Source organism: Collinsella sp. AM36-4AA (assembly GCF_003467795.1).
Taxonomy (GTDB): domain Bacteria; phylum Actinomycetota; class Coriobacteriia; order Coriobacteriales; family Coriobacteriaceae; genus Collinsella.
The window spans coordinates 38867-56132 of record NZ_QSHS01000001.1 but is presented as its reverse complement, the minus strand read 5'-3'; the positions used below and the strand labels follow the sequence as shown (position 1 = coordinate 56132).

Here is a 17266-nt window from a genome sequence, read left to right as displayed (position 1 = left end):
CTCAACTTGGTGAGCGGTGCGGAATTAAGCACGGAATGAAGAGTGCGGCACTGGCGTGGCGGGGTATGCTGGAGGGGACCATCAACCCAGCGAAAGGGGAGAGCATGACGGATCAGGAAACGCCCGAGCGCGTGCATGTGACGGCCGACGATATCGAGGCCGCCAACGACCTTATCGACTTTATCGAGGCATGCCCCAGCATGTTCCATACGGCGGCGACCATTATGGCCGAGCTCGACGAGGCGGGCTTTACCTACCTGCCCGAGAATGCGGCGTGGGATATCGAACCGGGCGGGCGTTATTACACGCAGCGCAACACCTCGAGCGTCGTTGCCTTTAAGGTGGGCGAGGACCTGGCCGCGACGTGGGGCGAGGACGGCGTTGCCGGTGACTATCATTTTCAGCTCACGGCGTCGCACAGCGACTCGCCGACGTTTAAGGTCAAGGCCGTGCCCGAGCTCGACGGTGCGGGCGAGATGCTGCGCCTGAACACCGAGGCCTACGGCGGCATGATCGACTACACCTGGTTCGACCGCCCGCTGGCGCTCGCGGGCCGCGTGCTGGTGCGCGAGGGCGACCGTATTGAGAGCCGCCTGCTCGCCACCGAGCGCGAGGTCGCTATCATTCCGAGTCTTGCTATCCATATGAACCGCGGCGTTAACGAGGGCTTTGCTCCCAATCGCGCCGTCGACCTGTGCCCGCTCATCAGCGCCGGTGATCTTAAGCAGGGAGATTTTGACGCCCTGATTGCCGACGAGCTGGACGTTGAGCCCGATCAGATTTTGGGTCGCGATCTGTTCCTGGTCAATCGTCAGGATGCACGTATTTGGGGCTGGGCTGACGAGTTTATCTCGACGCCCAAGCTCGACGACCTGGCCTGCGCCTACACCTCGCTGCAGGCATTTTTGGGTGCCGAGAACGCGCACGACGTTTCGGTCTTCTGCTGCTTTGATAATGAGGAGGTTGGCTCCGAGACCAAGCAGGGCGCCATGTCGACGTTCTTGGCCGACGCGCTGCGCCGCATTAACGGATCGCTGGGCTTTGACGACGAGTCGTACCATCGCGCACTTGCCGCCTCGATGCTTGTAAGCTGCGACAATGCACATGCCGTGCACCCCAACCACGCCGAGAAGTGCGATGCCCGCAATCAGGTGGTGCTCAACGGCGGCATCGTCATCAAGGAAGCCGCCAACCAGCACTACTGTACCGATGCCTTTAGCCGCGCGGTGTTCCAGGCCATCTGCGATGACGCCGACGTACCCACGCAGGCCTTCGCCAACAAGAGCGATATGGCCGGCGGATCCACGCTCGGCAATCTGTCCAATATGCAGGCGAGCATGCATGCCGTGGACGTGGGCCTGCCTCAGCTGGCCATGCATTCTAGCTACGAGACCGGTGGCGTGCGCGACGTGGTATACGCCATCCGCGCCCTCACGGCCTTCTACGAGCGTGACCTGAACATCAACGGCGCCGAAAGCGTTGAGCTCTAAAACCTACCAAAAAGGGATGTTAATTTTGGCAGGTTTTATCTGGGCAAATGCAAAGGGTAAAACCGAACTACATCGGTGATGCGTAGCCGCCGAGGTGCAGTGCGCCTCGGCGGCTTTTGGTGCGCAGGATACGGCTATGCTTCAAAATGCTATACATGCTTTACGTATTTAACATAGTGTTTTATGATGATTTTGGAGTGGTAAGGAGGGATCATGACTACAACGGCCGCTCAGATCAACGTGCGTCTCGATGCCGATCTTAAAAGGAGCGGCGACGCTGCTCTCTCCAAGGCCGGTATGACGCCGAGCCAAGCGGTGCGAGCGCTCTGGCAGCTTGCGGCGTCGCTGGCCGATCGCCCCGGTGCGCTTGAGGATATCCTGCTGCCTAGTCGTGCCCGGGCGGAACAGCGCGAGCGAGAAAAGGCCGCCAAGCGCAAACTCGAACTCATCGACCAAGGATCGAAGCTGTTCGCTGCTGTTTGCCGTGAGTCGGGAATCGATATGGCCAAGGCTCGACCATCGAACGACGAAGAGCTCAAACGGAATGCCTATGCGGATCGCTATGGCGAGGAGATGAGCTGGCTCTGTGAGTGAGACTCCAAAGCGCATCTTGGTTGACACCAACGTGTGGCTCGATTACTTCATTCCCTCACGACGCGGTCGTTCGCTGGCGATTGAGTTTTTACGCGATGCATGTACGGCACAGATAGATTTACTGTATGCGGCGACATCGTCCAAAGACCTGTTCTATTTAATTTCCAGCGAGCATAAGGCATGGTATCGGCGAGAGCACGGTTCGCTTTCCCAGGATGCTGCTACGGCAGCGACATCGCTTGCATGGGATTGTCTTGGCGTGCTTTCGCAGCTTGCCACGCCAGTGCCCTGTGACCTGAGCGACATATGGATGGCGAGCAAACAGCGTGAGCTCCATAGCGATTACGAAGACGATTTAATCATTGCGGCTGCGATACGCGCCCAAGCAGATTTACTGGTCACCAACGATGTCAAACTCTGTTCGCATGCGCCCGTCGCAGCAATGAACGTCGAAAACGCAAGAAAGTACTTGGCAACGCTCAAATAGCTCTAGACCTCACTGGCCGAACAAAAGTCAGCGAGGGCCCACAGATAGAGCCAACGCCAGCCAGACCCCGCAGGTTGAACAAAAGTCAGCGAGAGCCCGTCTGGGCGAGCAAGGTGCCTTGAAACAAGGCGGCATTGACCTTCTGGTCATGCCGCCGAAGTTGAAAGGCAGATTGCCGTCCAGACGGGCTCGCAGCGTCGGCTCATTACGCCGTTTGTAAAACGGCGTAATTCTTAGTGCTCGATCCAGCAGCGCAGGGTCTCGCCGGCTTGCAGATGACGCAGGTTCTCCGCGGCGATGTCGACGACGTTGTTGAGCGTGGCGGCTAGGTGGAACCAGCCCGAGACGTGCGGCGTGATGAGCATGTTGGGCGCATCCCACAGGGGGCTTGTCTCAGGCAGCGGCTCGGGGTCGGTGACGTCGACCGCGGCGCCGGCGAGATGTCCCGATTCCAGAGCGGCAACCAAGTCGTCGGCGACCACAAGATCGCCGCGGCCGCCGTTGGCAAAGAAGGCACCCGGTTTCATCGCGGCGAAGAACTCGGCGTTCGCCAGGCCGCGGGTCTCGGGTGTGCTCGGCATAAAGGATGCAACGATGTCAGCCTCGGCCAGGCGCTCGGGCAGGGCATCCATGCCGTCCATGTCCTCAAACACAATGGGGTAGACGAGCGGATGGCGCTTGATGCCGCGGACGTGCGCGCCCATGCTGCGGCAGAGCGTGGCGAAGTGGCCACCGACATCGCCCGCGCCCAGCACCAGCACATTGGCGTTTTTGAGCGAGGTGACCGGCCCCAAATCCTCCCAGCGATGCTCGCGCTGCAAGTCGTGATAGCCGGGCAGGCGCTTCATCATGGAAAGGACCATGGCAAACATGTGCTCGCTCACAGCCTGACCGTAGGCGCCCACCGAGCAAGACAGTTTGGCGTCGGCCGGCACGGTGCCGGCGGCAAGGTAGTCGTCATAGCCGGCGGTCTGCAATTGCAGCAGCTGGAGATGCTCGCATGCCGTGAGCATGTCAGAGTCGATGTTGCCCAAGATCACGTCGGCGTCGGCGACCTGCTCGCGCGTGATGGCGTCGGCGCTCGTGTAGATAAAGTCCTCGCCCGGAGCGCTCGACTCAAGAATTGCGCGATGGCGGTCATTGACGGGCAGCAAAACCAGGATGTTCACAAACAGTCCTCTCCGCTCGACCTGCCAAAAAGGGACAGGTTTATTTTGGCAGGTTTTACCAGGTAAAACGCTAAAAAACGCCGGGCTTCGTGATGGTTAACATATCCATCGCGTAGCCCGGCGCATCCACGGCTACCAGCTGAGCAGTTCGTAGCCGTCCTCGGTCACCACGAGCTGTACCTCGCACTGGGCCGAATCGCTGCCGTCCTTGGTGCGCACGCACCAGCCGTCGCCCTTGCTAATCTTGATGTCGGGCGCTCCGGCATTGACCATAGGCTCGATGGTAAAGACCATGCCCGGGGCCATGATGGTATCCACATCGGGCGCCTCGGTGGTAAAGCCCACAAATGGGTCTTCGTGGAACTCCTTACCGATGCCGTGTCCGCCGTACTCGCGCACCACGCTAAAACCGGCGTCCTCGACGGTCTTTTGCACGGCCTCGGCCATAACGGACAGTGGCAGCCATGGCTTGACGGCCGCCAGACCCGCTTCCACGCTGGCGCGGGTGACATCGACCAGGCGCTGGCGCTCGGCCGAGACCTCGCCGATGCAGAACATGCGGCTCGAGTCGCTAAAGTAGCCGTCTAGGATCGTGGAACAGTCCACGTTGATGATGTCGCCCTCGTGCAGCACGTCCGTATCGCAGGGAATGCCGTGGCAGACCACATCATTGATCGAGGTGCACACGCTCTTGGGGTAGCCCTCGTAGTTGAGGTCGGCCGGCGTGCCACCGTGCTCGACGGTGTAGTCGTAGATCATCTGGTCGATCTGGTTGGTGGTCATGCCTGCGGCGATATGCTCGCCCACATAATCGAGCACGCCCACGTTGATGGCTGCCGAGCGCTTGATGCCCTCGATATCGGCGGGAGTCTTGTAGAGCGTGCGAGGCAGAACCTCCCAGCCTTCTTCCCACAAGCGCTCGAGGCGCTCATCAAAGGCGCTATGGCATTTCTTGTATTTCTTGCCGCTGCCGCACCAGCAAGCGTCGTTGCGGCCGGGCACGGGTCCTTTGTCATACATGGCTAACTTCCTTTCATCCGCAGCTAGTATAGCCCACCCGCAGACCAGCTCATTTGGGATGGGGCTAATTTAGCTGCTGGCGGGCGGCCGCGCTAGTAGCTCACCTGGCAGGGAATACCGAGGGCGCGCACGCGCGCGGCAATGGCGTCGAGCACCTCGGGCGCTGCTTTGGCAAGGCCGGCGACTGGTGTCTCGCGCGCGACCGTGTAGATGGTCGCCTCCTGCGGACGAATGCGCTCGAGCGCCGCGAGCCAAGGGCCGACGTACTCCTCGCCGGTGTTATCGAGAGACTTGCCCCGGTACTCACCGCTCAAAAACATCGTCTGGATAATGACATGACCGTTAAAGCCTGCGAACGTCTCGATCTGGTGCTCGACGTCATAGGGGCCAACGGGCTGGTCGAGCAGCTGGATAAACGCCGGGTCGACGGTATCGAGCTTAAGAATGTTGTCGTCGACCATCATGAGCGCATCGTGCACAGCGGGCTGGTCGGCGCGCGTGCCGTTGGAAAGCACGGCAATCTTGGTGTTGGGGGCTAGCTGATCGCGCAGCGCGACGGCGCCGGCGATGGCCTGTGGAAACTCCGGTGCGGCGGTGGGCTCGCCGTTGCCTGCGAAGGTGATTACATCGGGGGGCTCGCCCTCGGCTGCCATCTCGCGCAGCTTTGCCTCGAGCGCTTCGAGTACCACGGCAGCCGTGTTATACGGCTCATGGCAGGGGCGCTCGGCGTTGAGGCCGTTCTCGCAGTAGATGCAGTCGAACGTGCAGATTTTGCCGCTGGCCGGCATCATGTTGACGCCGAGCGAGAGACCAAGGCGACGGCTGCGAACGGGCCCAAAGATGGGGCTGGCATTCAAAAACGTAGACATAGGCATATGCTCCTCAAGACAATTGTGCCTAAGCATAGCATCGGCTCCAAAGCAAGGTGTGGGCTCTTGCTTTACAAGTTTCGTTTTTTCACGTCGCTCATGATGCCGTGCCATGAAAAGCCTCGGGTCGGGTACAGTTAATCTGTTAACAAGGCGTAAAGCAATGCGGGTCCATCCAACCGTGCTGACGTGCAACTGGATGAGCATTGATGATGGGGGCACAACATGGATTTTACGGTCGAGAATGCGGGCACCACGATTGCCTGTCGCGAATATGCCGGCCCGGATGTGTCGCCTGATACTCCTGCCTTGGTGTGCGTGCACGGCGCTTGTGTTGACGGCGTCTTTTTTGACGGTATCGCCCGCGAGCTCGCCTGTGACTACCGCGTCATTGCCTACGACCGCCGCGGCTGTGGTGGCAGCAGCGAAGCGGCAGACGGCAGCTATGATCTTGCCGCTCAGGCCGCCGACCTGCAGGCCGTGATCGAACACGTTGGCGCTCCGACAAATGTGCTTGCGCACAGCGCCGGTACGTTGGTGGCGCTGGAGCTTCTTCGCACTGAACCCCATCTCGTCGCCCGTGCGATTCTGCATGAGCCGGCTGTGTCGGCCGAAGGCGTCGGCATGGGCGCAGCTCCGGTTTTGCTCGATATGATTGCGGCTGGAAAGGTTTCAAGGGCGCTCCGGCTTTTCTTGGGAGCCCTCGGCGACTTGGACCCCGAGGCTCCTGGAACGACCGAGGCAGAAGCCAAGCATGCCCTGCGCAACGGCCGCAGTTTCATGGCAAACGAATACGGGATTACTATGACCTGCGTTCCCGATTGGGATAGCGTTCGCGCGTCGAAAACGGTGGCCGCCGTGCTCCTAGGCGAGCTCTCGATTGGCACGCCCCGCGAGGCTGGCACGCGAGCGGCTGCCGAATATCTCGATTGCCCTCTCGTGACGATCCCGGGCGCGCATAACGGTCTGCGCGATCGCCCGGCAGCGGCTGCCCGGGCTGTCCGTGGCATCCTGGGGCTCTAGCATCCGCAATAGCCAAAGCAGGCTTCATCCGCAAACGTTTCGGCCGTATTAACAAACGTGCTCAAAACCTCGCGTCTGCGGCTTCAATCGCGCCGTCTGCCAACTCATAAGAATGTGGCAGCATTCACGTGCTTACCTGCATCGGCAAGGTGTTACCCTTGTAACATTTGGAACCCACCGCTACCATGCGAAACTATCGAAAGGGCCCCATATGCTCAATAATCACGAGGTCAATCTAACCGACGAGGAGGCTGCCGCCGAGGTCGCCCGTGTCGCGAAGACCTACCCCGTGGTGCGTTTGCTGTCGGCCGATCAGATTAAGAGTGAGCCTAACTGCCTGCTCGCCGGTGATCGGTGTCCTTGTCTGCGTCAGTCAAGTCTTGAGGCTTTGGCAGACTCCGATGAGGTGTCGGAGCAACTGCTCAATGATGGCACTGAGTACCGCGCCCGTCTACGCCCTTTGAAGGTCGAGGGCGAGCCTCACGTCTTGCTGATGGTGCGTCCGATCGATGAGCAAGAGGCCGCAGAAGAGGACCTTGTCTACACCGACGTGCTGACGAATGTGCGCAATCGCCGATATTACGAGGAAAAGCTCCGTAGCACCCGCGTGAATGCCGGCGTTGCGGTGATCGACCTTGATGATTTTAGGGTCTTCAACGATACGTGTGGCCGTCATGCCGGCGACCTTGCGCTCGGTGCTGTGGCGACAGCCATACGCAGCGGAATCCGTTCGACTGACGAGCTTGTGCGCTATGGCTGCGACAAGTTTGTGGTTGTCATGCCCAATATTCCCTCCGATGACTTCACCCGTCGCCTGCATCAGGTGTCCGATGCCGTTCATTCCACGATTATTCCGGGCCATGAGTACGTGAGCTTGACGGCATGTGTTGGTGGCGTTCGCATTCATGGCGAGACGGTCGATGAGGGCGTTGGCCGCGCTGCTCAGTTACTGAGCCGCGCTAAGGCAAAAGCCGGTACGGTCGTGACCGATGCCGATTCCATCGAGGCCTTCCAAAGCGAAAAGCCTTTGGTGCTTATCGCCGATGACTCCGAGATGAACCGAGCCATTCTCAGCGAGATGCTCAAGGACGAGCATTGCATCCTCGAGGCCGATAACGGTCGTGCGGCGCTCGACATGGTCGACCGCTATGGCGATGAGTTGTCGCTCGTGCTGCTGGACATTGTGATGCCGGGCATAAGCGGCTTTGAGGTGCTGGCCGATCTGTCGCGCCGATCGGGTATCGATAATCTGCCTGTCATCATGATTTCGAGCGAAGATTCCGATGATGCGGTTCTGCGCGCGTACGAGCTGGGCGCCTCGGACTATATCAACCGCCCGTTTGACTCCCGTGTCGTGCGCCGCCGCGTAAGCAACACCATCCGCCTGTACGCCAAACAGCGCCGCCTGACGAACCTGCTGTCCCAACAGTACAACGAGCGCGTCAAGAACAGTCGCATGCTCATCGACATCATGGCCGGCGTCATGGAGCTTCGCAACGGCGAGAGCGGTAGGCACGTTACGAACATCGAAAAGCTGACCGAGCTGCTGCTTGGCTATCTGGTCCAGCGTAGCGGCACGATCTCCCTCGACAATGAGGAACGCTCCACGATCGCCCTGGCTTCGGCGCTGCACGATATCGGCAAGATGTCGATTGACGATGCGATCCTCAACAAGCCCGGGCGCCTCACGCCCGAGGAATTCGAGATTATGAAGACGCATACCACGATTGGCGCCAACATGCTGCTCGAGCTGGGCAGCCATCACGCCGGCAATGCGCTTATGGAATATGCGTACCAGATTGCGCGTTGGCATCACGAGCGCTGGGACGGCAAGGGTTATCCCGATGGCCTTAAGGGCGACGAAATTCCCATCGCCGCGCAGGTGGTTTCGGTGGCTGACGTGTACGATGCACTGACGAGCGTGCGCGTGTACAAGGACGCTATCCCGCACGAGGAGGCGATCCAGATGATCCTGGACGGTAAGTGCGGCACCTTTAACCCGCTGCTGCTCGATTGCCTGCTCGAGGTGCAAGACCAAATTGCCGAGACGTTGGCACGCCCCGCCGACGTCGTCGCGTTTCCCACGATTTAGTTTGACCAAAGGAGTTTTTAATCCATGATTTCCATGCGTGAGGCGTATGAGAAGATCGGCGCTAATTATGACGACGCGTGCGCTCGGCTGATGGGCGGGGAAATGCTTGCCCGCTTTGCCCTCAAGTTTTTGGATGACGAGAGCATGGACAAGCTGGAGGCTGCCATGGCGGCAGGAGACGCCGAGAGTGCGTTTATGGCAGCGCACACGCTCAAGGGCGTGAGCCAGAACCTGGGATTCGATAATCTGTACGAGCCGGCGGTCGTGGTAACCGAAGCGCTGTGCGGCGCTGATGCCGTTGACGGCGCCCGCGAGGGGATGCATGCGTTGCAGCAGCAATATGCGGCTACGATGTCGGCTCTGCGCGAGGCGGCCGAGTAAGAGGCTGTGAGCCTTGATGACTATGAGCGTGGATAATCTCCCGTTTTAGGCCCGGTGGCGGCCTCAAAGTGGGAGATTATCCACGCTCGTTCGATACGTGTCCAAAAATCCACGCTCACCTCTTCTGATTAGTGAATTGCCTATGCACACTGTCGGGGCTTTCCGCATGCAATCCATATCGTTGTTCGATAAACCGTTCGAATAACGATAGAGTCGATGAGGGTGAGTGTATGTCCAACAGCGTTCAGCGTATGGCCAAGGCGGGCGAAAATATCAGGAAGCTCGGTTTTTGCATGGCAGCCGTTTTTGCAGGGATGCTCGTCGCTTTTGCCGCGTTGGTTGTTTACGTGATCTGGTATGCGGTTGCAAACGTTGCTTCTGTCGATTCTTTCGGTGTCGTGACGCTTCTCGATGGCGGGTGCATCGTTATCCCAAGCGGACTGTGCATGGCGCTTGTTATGGGTATTTCGCTTGTCGTTCTGTGCGGGATCAGCCGTAACATCTCGCGAGGCGTCTCGCCCTTTACCAAGACGCATGTGCGGCTTATCCGTGTTCTCGCGCTTGCCTTTGCTGTTAACGCCGCGGTTTCGCTTGTTGGTGCCTATGGATCGGTCAATCTCACCATTGGCGGACTGGAGCTTTACATCGTGCCTCATTCCTTCGTTATTGAGATTTGCCAAGGCGCTACCTTTGATGCGGGGTCGTTTATCGGCGCAGTTGTCTGTTTATTTATCTCGGCGATCTGGAGTTATGCCTCGCTGCTCCAAGAGCAGTCTGACGAGCTTGTGTAGGAGGAAACATGAGCTATCTCATCATCGAGCTTGAGACGCAGCTGCTTAAGACCGGAAAGACCAGTGCTGATCTGATTCGGGCGACGGGGCATACTCCGGCTAATATTTCAAAGCTTAGAAACGGAAAGATAAAAGCTATTCGCCTAAAGACGCTCCTCGATATCTGTGATGAGCTTGATTGTCAACCGGGAGATATTATTCAGCGCGTGAGTGAGAAAGAGCTTGAGGAGCTTATTGTTGAGCGTGCAAAAAACGTTGTGAGGCAGATGCGGGACGGCGGAGGCAATGAGGCGTCGCTTCCGACATCAGTCTTTGCTGTCGATTTGAGCGACGAGTAGCTTAAGGCGAACAACTAAAACGAAATATCAGCGTGAAGGGACCCGTGTCTAACACGGGTTCTTTCTTTTAGATTATCTTGGCAAATATGAGTTATCGAAAAACAATAACAACTATGGAAAACGATAAAGTAAAGAAGGAACGATATGAGCGGTTTTGCTATCAAGCGGAACGGGAGGCCAATGAACGCATCGACGATAAGGCTATCAAGGGTGTCAAAGCGCTATGGGAGGCGCCGCGTTTTGCATGACGTTTCCTTCGAGGTGGATCAGTCTGAGCTTTGCGCCCTTGTTGGTGCAAACGGGGCGGGCAAAAGCACGCTTAATAAAATAGTGCTGGGCCTCTGTGAGCCATCGTCGGGGAGCGTGGAGCTCTTTGGAGGCAAGTCGAAAAAAGAGCTGAGCTTGATGCGGACGCGTGTCGGCTATGTGCCAGATTCCTGCGGAGCATACCAATCCCTCAGTGCGGCTGAGAATCTTCGGATCCGATGTGCGGAATGGGGACTCGATGAGAAACGTGAGGTTCCTCGCGTCTTGGGCCTAGTCGGGCTGGACGTCGATGAGAAAAAGAGCGTGAGCAGTTTTTCTCTGGGAATGAAACGGCGACTGGATATAGCTACGGCTTTATTGGGCGACACCGACGTACTAATTTTCGATGAGCCGGCAAATGGATTGGATCCGTTGGGCATCGAGAGTATATGGGCCCTTATCGGTCGATTGAATCGGGAGCAGGGCAAAACCATGCTTATCTCTAGCCACGACTTGGATGAGCTGGCATCGGTTGCAACAAGCTGCCTGTTTCTTCATGACGGTGAACTGCTAAAAAAGGAATCGATGGACGTCATAAGGGATGAGGCGCCATCCCTAAAAGAGTATTACAGGCGCTTGATGAAGGCGGTCTCGCTATGAAGCGGGCGATCCATCCCATAAAGGCAGATATGATGCGTTTGCACAGGATATTTCCGGCGAAGTTTGGTCTTGCGCTTATGCTGGCGTTCGGCCTTCTCTTCGGCATCTTTCTAAAAAACGGAACAACGTTGCTCGCCTTTGGCTATGGCGTTTGTGGGGAGGATATTGGTTTCCTCTGGAATGCAATCGATCCTTCTGCGCCTGATGAGTCCCTTGCGCGCAGCGCTTTTGCCGGTACATCCCTGTTCGTTCCACTCATCGTTTGTTTGGTGCTTTTACAGGAGCATGGCTATAAAGAGGGGCACCGAATTTCTTCGGCAAGAGGTCTCAACCGCTTTTATGGGGCTCTAGCCCATGCATTTTCGTCTGCTTTAATAATTGGCGCAGCGTATAGCGCGCTTTGCCTTCTTCTTTTTGCAATAGCCATAATACGTGGAGGGCATAACTACTCGCACAACATACTAACTGTATTTTTGCCTGCAATGATAGTCAACGCCGTATTGGTGATATCGGTTGCGCTGGAGACGGTGACCATCTATCGGATAACGGGCAGCGCTGTATTGAGTGGGGCCGTGGTGATAGTCGGATTTGTCATGAGCTTGACGCTCTACGGAGCCTTCCTTCAGGCACCTATACCATCCTTGCGATGGATCTTCTTCCTTCCGGGGCCGTACCTTGGAGTCGGATGTGCCCTTGGGTATAGCGATATGGGGCAGCTGACGCTTCTGGGATATGGCGTGGCAGCCAGCTGTCTATCGGTATTGATTTACGCTCTCTTGAGCTTTCGCGCTGGGGGTGTGCTCAATGGCTCGTCAGATTAAAAGACTTCTCCAGTCAGAATTGAAGCATGTGAGCAAATGGGCGTACGCCTTAATCCTGGTAATTTATGCGTGCATGGTGGTATTGCAGCTTAATTCTTTCCCGATGTGGTTCTGTAGCCTCCGTGAGAACAGCTTCTTGGGCTTTTTCCCAGACCCGACGCTTCGGCTATCGGCAGAGGATGCCCTTCTATTTGGTAATGCAGAGGTTTTTCGCGGCCTGCTGTTCAACGTGGCTCCGTTGGCTCATGCATTGTTCTTTCCGTTCATCGCGGCTTGCATTGTGCCGCGCTTTGTCAGTTCGGACTTTATTGAGGAACCGTGGGGGCTGTCGGAGGCTCGGGGAGGGAAGCGTGTGTGCGCTATCGTTGCGCGAGTGGTGCTGTCTTCTTTTGCCCTTTTGGGCGCGTTTATCCTGACGAGTGTCGTTTTGTACTGTCTTAACTGCGCGATCGTTTTGGATGCTCAGCAGTATTTCAACTTGCATGTATTTTGCTATCGACTTGTTCTTGCTGCCGCTGCCTGCCTTGCATACGTGGTTTCTTGCGTAATCGTTGTTTCCTATTTTGGGTCCGGCTTCGGTCCGATTGGCATGCTGTTGCTTGTCAACGTCGTAGCGATCTACATACAGATCGGGGCCAATTCCATGCTTCCGCTTCCAGCCTCGATGCTCATGTGGATTTGCGGCGTGACCCCGTTGGGGAATGGTCAATGCATTTCGATTTTAATTGACTGTCTCATAAACGTAGCAAGCGTTGTTGCCATTTGCTTTACTGTCGACCGATTGCGGTCGAGATTTCTCTGATTGTTTGCGAGGGATAATCATACCGAGCATATCAAATACAGGGGGCGGGCACCGTAGCTGGTGTCCGCCCCCCCTGGCTTAGGAGGCTTTAACCTGAGTGGTTCGCGAGCTAGCGGGCCTGCTTTACCTTGGCCGCTGCTTCGACAAACGACTTCCACAGGTTAAAGTCGGTTTCGAGCGTCTTCCACGTGTACTCAGGGTGCCATTGCACGCCCAAGCAGAATGGCTGGCCTTCGACCTCGATGCACTCGGGAACGCCGTCGGTTGCCTTGGCGACCAAACGCGTGCTCTTACCCAGATGATCGACGCAGCAGTGGTGTGCGGAGTTGGTCTGGATCAGCCTGTGCCCGCCAAGCGCGCGCTCCAACAGCGAGCCCGGCACGACCTCGACGGGATGCACGGGGTCGTTGAGCACGTGGGTATGGCGCCACTGCGTGCGGCCCTCGCGAGCGCCCAGGCTCGGCACGTCCATGCACAGGGTGCCGCCAGTGGCGACATTGAGCAACTGCGTGCCGCGGCAGGTGGTAAAGAGCGGCTTTTTGGCGCGGAGTACCTCGCCGACCAGCTTAAACTCAAAGCTATCGCGGATCTCGCAGCAGAGGGTGGGGTCGTAGGGTCGATCATCGCCCCAACGTTTGGGGTTGACATCGGGGCCGCCGGGAATGGCGATGCCGTCGGCGATATCGACGTAATGACGGATGACCTCAATGTCCTCGGTGATGGACATCTGCAGCGGCAGGCCGCCGGCGGCAAGGATGGCATCGACAAAGACACTTGCGATTTCCTCGTTGGGGGAGAGCGTTTCGCTTAAAAACGGCTTCGCCTCTTCCCAGCGCGGCGCCACCAGGATGAGCGGACGGTCGGCGGGGTCGACGTTGGCGTGCGGGGTGTATGACGATGAAGTGCGAGTTCCGATCATAGGTGTTGCTTTCGAGTTTGGATGGTCATGGCGAGCGGATATGGCAATTGGGCTAGTGGCCCTTGATGGAGTTGAGGAAGTCTTGGGCGCGCTTGGTCTGGGGATGGTCGAAGAACTCGTCGGGCGTGCCGGTTTCCACGATCTGGCCGTCGGCCATAAACACGACGCGGTCGGCAACGCGGCTGGCGAAGTTCATCTCGTGCGTAATGACGATCATCGTCATGCCCTGCTGGGCCAGGCGGACCATGACCTCGAGCACCTCGTTGATCATCTCGGGGTCAAGGGCACTCGTGGGCTCGTCGAAGAGCATGGCCTTGGGCTGCATGGCGAGCGAGCGGGCAATGGCCACGCGCTGCTGCTGGCCGCCCGAGAGCTGAGCGGGCACCTTGTCGGCCTGTTCGGCAACGCCCACGCGGCTCAGCAGGTCCATGGCGCGCTCACGAGCTTCCTCCTTGGACACGCCCAGCACGTCGACCGGCCCCAGCATGACGTTCTGCAGCACCGTCATATGCGCGAACAGGTTGAACTGCTGAAACACCATGCCCAGCTCGGCGCGCATGCGGGCAAGATCCTTGCCTTCCTGCGGCAGAGGCTCGCCCTCGATGAGGATCTCGCCCGAGTCGATGGTTTCCAGGCGGTTGATGGTTCGGCACATGGTCGACTTGCCCGAGCCCGAGGGGCCGATCACGACGACGACTTCGCCGCGGTCGACCGAGAGATTGATGTCGTTGAGGACGTGCAGATCGCCATAGTGCTTATCGACGTGCTTGAGCTCGATCAGCGGCTGATTACCGGTAGAAGAAGTGCTCTGTGCCATGGTGCTCGGCTCCTTATGACTCGAAATGGTAAAGCGTTAGCGGATGATGGTCGCGCCGGTCTTGTGCGAAACATAGACAGCGGCCTTGTTGATCGCGACGTTGATGAGGATGTAGATGACCGCGATAACCAGGTAGACCGACACGAGGGCGTCGTAGTTGGTAATGAGCACGCGGGCGTTTTGCATGAGGTCGGGGTAGCTCACCACATAGGCGACGGTGGTGTCCTTGACTACGACCACAAGCTGCGAAATCAAGGACGGAATGATAAACCGAATAGCCTGCGGCAACACGATTTTAAAGGTGATTTTAGCTTTGGAGAGACCGAGCGCCTGGGCTGCCTCGACCTGACCGCGCGGCACGGCATTGACGCCCGCGCGGAAAATCTCGGCCAGTACACCGGCTGCGGCGAGCGCGACAGGAAGCGTGAGCATCCAAAACGACGGCAGCGCAATCTTGTACTGGGGCAGCACCAAAAAGAAGAAGTAGATGAACAACAGGCTCGGCACGCCGCGGAAGAAGTCGGTAAGCACACGGCAGACCAGCTGTAGCGGTTTGATGTCGCTCGTGCGGCCGAGCATAAGGGCTAAGCCCAGCACCAGCGCAATGGCGCCGGCGGTGAGTGCGACTTTAACGGTGCCCTCAAAGCCGGCAAGCAGGAACTTCCAGGTGGTGAGGTGCGTAAAGAAATACCAATAGTGGACCGAAAGCTGGCCGGTCACATAAAAGCGCTGCAACACGAGGGCGACGAGCACGGCGACGGCAACAAGCGAGATGGCGGTGCCGATGCGAATCTTGGCGCGCATCTTGGGGCCGGGAGCCTCGTAGAGCGCATCGCGCATGGTGAGCGCGGGGGAGGAGTGCTTGCTCATCGGAGGATCCTCACCTTCTTATCGATGTAGTTGCCAATGTGGCTCACCACAAAGGCCGTGCCCAGGTAGCCGAGCGCCGAGATAAAGAACGCGGCGACGCCGCCGAGCGAGCGCGTGTTGATGTAGCTCACCACGCCGGTGAGCTCCTGCGGTTTAAGCGGCACCTGGCTGCCGAGCGCGGTGGTGAGCATGACGGCGATAAAGAGGTTCGTCATGGGCAATACGCTCGAGCGCAGCGCCTGCGGAATCACGATCTTGGCGAGGATGCGGCTGAAGCTCATGCCGAGCGAGCGGGCGGCTTCCACCTGGCCGACGCCGACGGTGTTGATGCCGCTCATAAAGTTCTCGGAGCCAAAGGCCGAGCCCAAAAGGACCGTGGCGACGATAACGCAGGTGCGGTAGGGCAGGACGACTTTGAGCGGCGGCAGCGCATAGACGACGATGATGAGTAGCGCGATGCCGGGGATGTTACGGAAGACCTGAACATACAGGTCGCCAAAGACGCGCAGCGGCTTGAGCGGCGACACGCGCATCACGGTGACGGCGACGGCCAGCACCATGGCGATGGCAAACGACTCAAGCGTCATGCCCCAGGTTGCTAGCAGTGCGTCGATATAGTTCTGGCCATAGAGCGACCAGAGCTCGGAGAGACTCATGCGGACCTCCCGCCGGTAAGGAAAGGGGCTCCCGTGTGTACGGAAGCCCCGACAACTCAGTGAGGAAACAGTTTACCGCAATAAAGCGCATCATGCGTTTCCGTATGGTTTCGTTGCGGTCGTTACCAGGCTCGCTGCCTAGGCGCCGATCTCGGGCAGCTCGGGAACATTGGTGTCGCCCGTACGGTCGCCGATGCAGATCTGCCACAGCTCAGTCCAGGTGCCATCGTCCTCGATCTTCTTAAGGAAGTCGTTGACAAAGGCAACGCCGTCGGAATCGAGCGGCAGACCGATGCCATAGGGCTCCTTGCTGCCGAAGGGCTTGCCGGCAATCTTGTACTTACCGGGCTCGCGGACCAGGGCGCTCTGCTGCATGTTGTTGTCGATGACGTAGGCGTCAACGCGGCCCTGCTGAAGTGCCTGGCGGGCCTCCTCGTCGGTCTTGAACTCCTGCTGGCTGGCCTTGGGAGCGAGCTCCTCCAGGATGGCAGGGCCGTTGGAGCCGGACTGGACGGCGACGTTCTTGTCGGCCAGGTCGTCGACGCTCTTGATGTCGTCGTTGTCGGCGAGCACCAGGATGGCCTGCTGGGTGTAGTAGTAGGGACCGGCAAAGGAGACGAGCTTCTTGCGATCGTCAGTGATGGTGTAGGTGGCAAAGACGGCGTCGACCTGGCCGTTCTGCAGGACGGACTCGCGCGTGTCCGAGGTCACCTGGGTGATCTCGACCTTGTTCTCGCCCAGAATGTAGTTGGACAGAAGCTGTGCGATACCGGCGTCGAAGCCGCGGGTCTGACCGTCTTTCTCGTTGAGGAGGGAGAAGAGCGTGGAGGTCTGAACGCCACCGATCTTAAAGACACCGGCGTCCTTGACGGCCGTGGCCCAGGTGCTGGCGGCGATGGCATCGTCATCGGCCTTGGGGCCGTTGTCGACGAGCTTGTCGAATGCCTTAGCGTCGAGCGTGGTGGAAGCCTCGGCATCTTCGGAGCTCTTGGAAGAGCCGGCGGCGGAACCCTTGTCGGCCTCGGCGCTGGTGTCGGAGCAGCCGGCAAGACCAAGGCCGGCGACGGTTGCGAAGGTGGCGGCGACGAAGCCGCGGCGGTCGAGAACGACCTGCTGGGAGAGGTTCTTGCTCATGGTAGAACACCTTTCTCAATAAAATCCCTAGCGGTTGAGTAGAGTTATACCCTATCGCGCTCAAATGGGTCAACACGAAATAACTCA

The 17266-nt window shown here is 58.4% G+C and carries 19 protein-coding genes; 11 read left to right on the top strand and 8 right to left on the bottom strand.

The genetic code is table 11. The features are described from left to right. Window positions 1-104 precede the first annotated feature (104 nt). From DW850_RS00245 to DW850_RS00235, 3 genes are all read left to right on the top strand, one after another. Window positions 105-1490 (top strand): M18 family aminopeptidase, encoded by a 1386-nt coding sequence (locus DW850_RS00245; RefSeq protein ID WP_233540573.1) that lies wholly within the window; start codon window positions 105-107, stop codon window positions 1488-1490. Between the two features lie 213 nt (window positions 1491-1703). Beyond that, on the top strand, window positions 1704-2084 hold the full coding sequence (locus DW850_RS00240; protein ID WP_117785908.1) for a hypothetical protein: 381 nt from the start codon (window positions 1704-1706) through the stop codon (window positions 2082-2084). Further along, on the top strand, window positions 2077-2571 hold the full coding sequence (locus DW850_RS00235) for a PIN domain-containing protein (RefSeq protein ID WP_117785907.1): 495 nt from the start codon (window positions 2077-2079) through the stop codon (window positions 2569-2571). Before DW850_RS00240 ends, DW850_RS00235 begins: the two co-directional genes overlap by 8 nt. Before the next feature lie 233 nt (window positions 2572-2804). Here DW850_RS00235 and DW850_RS00230 read toward each other — a convergent pair whose 3' ends face one another. The 3 genes from DW850_RS00230 to DW850_RS00220 form a co-directional block, all read right to left on the bottom strand. Then, a complete protein-coding gene (locus tag DW850_RS00230) occupies window positions 2805-3740 on the bottom strand; it encodes a D-2-hydroxyacid dehydrogenase (RefSeq protein WP_117736128.1) in 936 nt (311 codons plus the stop codon). A 132-nt stretch (window positions 3741-3872) separates the two neighbouring features. After that, a complete protein-coding gene (gene map / locus DW850_RS00225) occupies window positions 3873-4760 on the bottom strand; it encodes a type I methionyl aminopeptidase (RefSeq protein ID WP_055286839.1) in 888 nt (295 codons plus the stop codon). Window positions 4761-4852: 92 nt separating this feature from the next. Further along, complete coding sequence (locus DW850_RS00220; protein ID WP_117637636.1) at window positions 4853-5629, bottom strand: radical SAM protein; 777 nt, start codon at window positions 5627-5629, stop codon at window positions 4853-4855. Window positions 5630-5854: 225 nt separating this feature from the next. Between DW850_RS00220 and DW850_RS00215 the strand changes: the two genes are divergently transcribed. From DW850_RS00215 to DW850_RS00180, 8 genes are all read left to right on the top strand, one after another. Beyond that, window positions 5855-6652, top strand: coding sequence for an alpha/beta fold hydrolase (locus tag DW850_RS00215; RefSeq protein ID WP_117637637.1), 798 nt, complete (start codon window positions 5855-5857; stop codon window positions 6650-6652). A gap of 211 nt (window positions 6653-6863) precedes the next feature. Next, window positions 6864-8744, top strand: a complete 1881-nt coding sequence (locus DW850_RS00210; RefSeq protein ID WP_158565197.1) for a diguanylate cyclase — start codon at window positions 6864-6866, stop codon at window positions 8742-8744. Between the two features lie 24 nt (window positions 8745-8768). After that, complete coding sequence (locus DW850_RS00205) at window positions 8769-9125, top strand: Hpt domain-containing protein (protein ID WP_117785906.1); 357 nt, start codon at window positions 8769-8771, stop codon at window positions 9123-9125. A gap of 251 nt (window positions 9126-9376) precedes the next feature. Continuing rightward, a complete protein-coding gene (locus tag DW850_RS00200; RefSeq protein WP_147327752.1) occupies window positions 9377-9916 on the top strand; it encodes a hypothetical protein in 540 nt (179 codons plus the stop codon). 8 nt (window positions 9917-9924) lie between these two features. Further along, the gene (locus DW850_RS00195; RefSeq protein ID WP_089572320.1) at window positions 9925-10254 is read left to right on the top strand and encodes a helix-turn-helix transcriptional regulator; all 330 of its coding nucleotides are present in this window, start codon (window positions 9925-9927) and stop codon (window positions 10252-10254) included. 144 nt (window positions 10255-10398) lie between these two features. Then, window positions 10399-11160, top strand: a complete 762-nt coding sequence (locus DW850_RS00190) for an ABC transporter ATP-binding protein (protein ID WP_117785905.1) — start codon at window positions 10399-10401, stop codon at window positions 11158-11160. Next, window positions 11157-11981, top strand: a complete 825-nt coding sequence (locus tag DW850_RS00185) for a hypothetical protein (RefSeq protein WP_117584142.1) — start codon at window positions 11157-11159, stop codon at window positions 11979-11981. Before DW850_RS00190 ends, DW850_RS00185 begins: the two co-directional genes overlap by 4 nt. After that, window positions 11965-12783 (top strand): hypothetical protein, encoded by an 819-nt coding sequence (locus DW850_RS00180; protein ID WP_117584141.1) that lies wholly within the window; start codon window positions 11965-11967, stop codon window positions 12781-12783. The genes DW850_RS00185 and DW850_RS00180 overlap by 17 nt, the downstream gene beginning before the upstream one ends. Before the next feature lie 109 nt (window positions 12784-12892). Here DW850_RS00180 and DW850_RS00175 read toward each other — a convergent pair whose 3' ends face one another. From DW850_RS00175 to DW850_RS00155, 5 genes are all read right to left on the bottom strand, one after another. Next, window positions 12893-13702: a gamma-glutamyl-gamma-aminobutyrate hydrolase family protein gene (locus tag DW850_RS00175; protein ID WP_117785904.1), complete on the bottom strand. Its 810-nt coding sequence runs from the start codon at window positions 13700-13702 to the stop codon at window positions 12893-12895. 52 nt (window positions 13703-13754) lie between these two features. Next, window positions 13755-14519 carry an amino acid ABC transporter ATP-binding protein gene (locus tag DW850_RS00170; RefSeq protein WP_117584139.1) on the bottom strand — a complete coding sequence of 255 codons (765 nt, stop codon included), beginning with the start codon at window positions 14517-14519 and terminating at the stop codon, window positions 13755-13757. Between the two features lie 36 nt (window positions 14520-14555). Further along, a complete protein-coding gene (locus tag DW850_RS00165) occupies window positions 14556-15389 on the bottom strand; it encodes an amino acid ABC transporter permease (RefSeq protein ID WP_117785903.1) in 834 nt (277 codons plus the stop codon). After that, window positions 15386-16045 carry an amino acid ABC transporter permease gene (locus tag DW850_RS00160; protein ID WP_022094657.1) on the bottom strand — a complete coding sequence of 220 codons (660 nt, stop codon included), beginning with the start codon at window positions 16043-16045 and terminating at the stop codon, window positions 15386-15388. Before DW850_RS00160 ends, DW850_RS00165 begins: the two co-directional genes overlap by 4 nt. A 138-nt stretch (window positions 16046-16183) precedes the next feature. After that, window positions 16184-17179 carry a glutamate ABC transporter substrate-binding protein gene (locus tag DW850_RS00155; RefSeq protein ID WP_117785902.1) on the bottom strand — a complete coding sequence of 332 codons (996 nt, stop codon included), beginning with the start codon at window positions 17177-17179 and terminating at the stop codon, window positions 16184-16186. Window positions 17180-17266 lie beyond the last annotated feature (87 nt).

Coding starts and splice junctions, on each gene's coding strand:
- DW850_RS00245 (WP_233540573.1), top strand. CDS start 105: ATGACGGATCAGGAAACGCCCGAGCGCGTGCATGTGACGGCCGACGAT.
- DW850_RS00240 (WP_117785908.1), top strand. CDS start 1,704: ATGACTACAACGGCCGCTCAGATCAACGTGCGTCTCGATGCCGATCTT.
- map (WP_055286839.1), bottom strand. CDS start 4,760: ATGTATGACAAAGGACCCGTGCCCGGCCGCAACGACGCTTGCTGGTGC.
- DW850_RS00220 (WP_117637636.1), bottom strand. CDS start 5,629: ATGTCTACGTTTTTGAATGCCAGCCCCATCTTTGGGCCCGTTCGCAGC.
- DW850_RS00215 (WP_117637637.1), top strand. CDS start 5,855: ATGGATTTTACGGTCGAGAATGCGGGCACCACGATTGCCTGTCGCGAA.
- DW850_RS00210 (WP_158565197.1), top strand. CDS start 6,864: ATGCTCAATAATCACGAGGTCAATCTAACCGACGAGGAGGCTGCCGCC.
- DW850_RS00205 (WP_117785906.1), top strand. CDS start 8,769: ATGATTTCCATGCGTGAGGCGTATGAGAAGATCGGCGCTAATTATGAC.
- DW850_RS00200 (WP_147327752.1), top strand. CDS start 9,377: ATGGCCAAGGCGGGCGAAAATATCAGGAAGCTCGGTTTTTGCATGGCA.
- DW850_RS00195 (WP_089572320.1), top strand. CDS start 9,925: ATGAGCTATCTCATCATCGAGCTTGAGACGCAGCTGCTTAAGACCGGA.
- DW850_RS00190 (WP_117785905.1), top strand. CDS start 10,399: ATGAGCGGTTTTGCTATCAAGCGGAACGGGAGGCCAATGAACGCATCG.
- DW850_RS00185 (WP_117584142.1), top strand. CDS start 11,157: ATGAAGCGGGCGATCCATCCCATAAAGGCAGATATGATGCGTTTGCAC.
- DW850_RS00180 (WP_117584141.1), top strand. CDS start 11,965: ATGGCTCGTCAGATTAAAAGACTTCTCCAGTCAGAATTGAAGCATGTG.
- DW850_RS00175 (WP_117785904.1), bottom strand. CDS start 13,702: ATGATCGGAACTCGCACTTCATCGTCATACACCCCGCACGCCAACGTC.
- DW850_RS00170 (WP_117584139.1), bottom strand. CDS start 14,519: ATGGCACAGAGCACTTCTTCTACCGGTAATCAGCCGCTGATCGAGCTC.
- DW850_RS00165 (WP_117785903.1), bottom strand. CDS start 15,389: ATGAGCAAGCACTCCTCCCCCGCGCTCACCATGCGCGATGCGCTCTAC.
- DW850_RS00160 (WP_022094657.1), bottom strand. CDS start 16,045: ATGAGTCTCTCCGAGCTCTGGTCGCTCTATGGCCAGAACTATATCGAC.
- DW850_RS00155 (WP_117785902.1), bottom strand. CDS start 17,179: ATGAGCAAGAACCTCTCCCAGCAGGTCGTTCTCGACCGCCGCGGCTTC.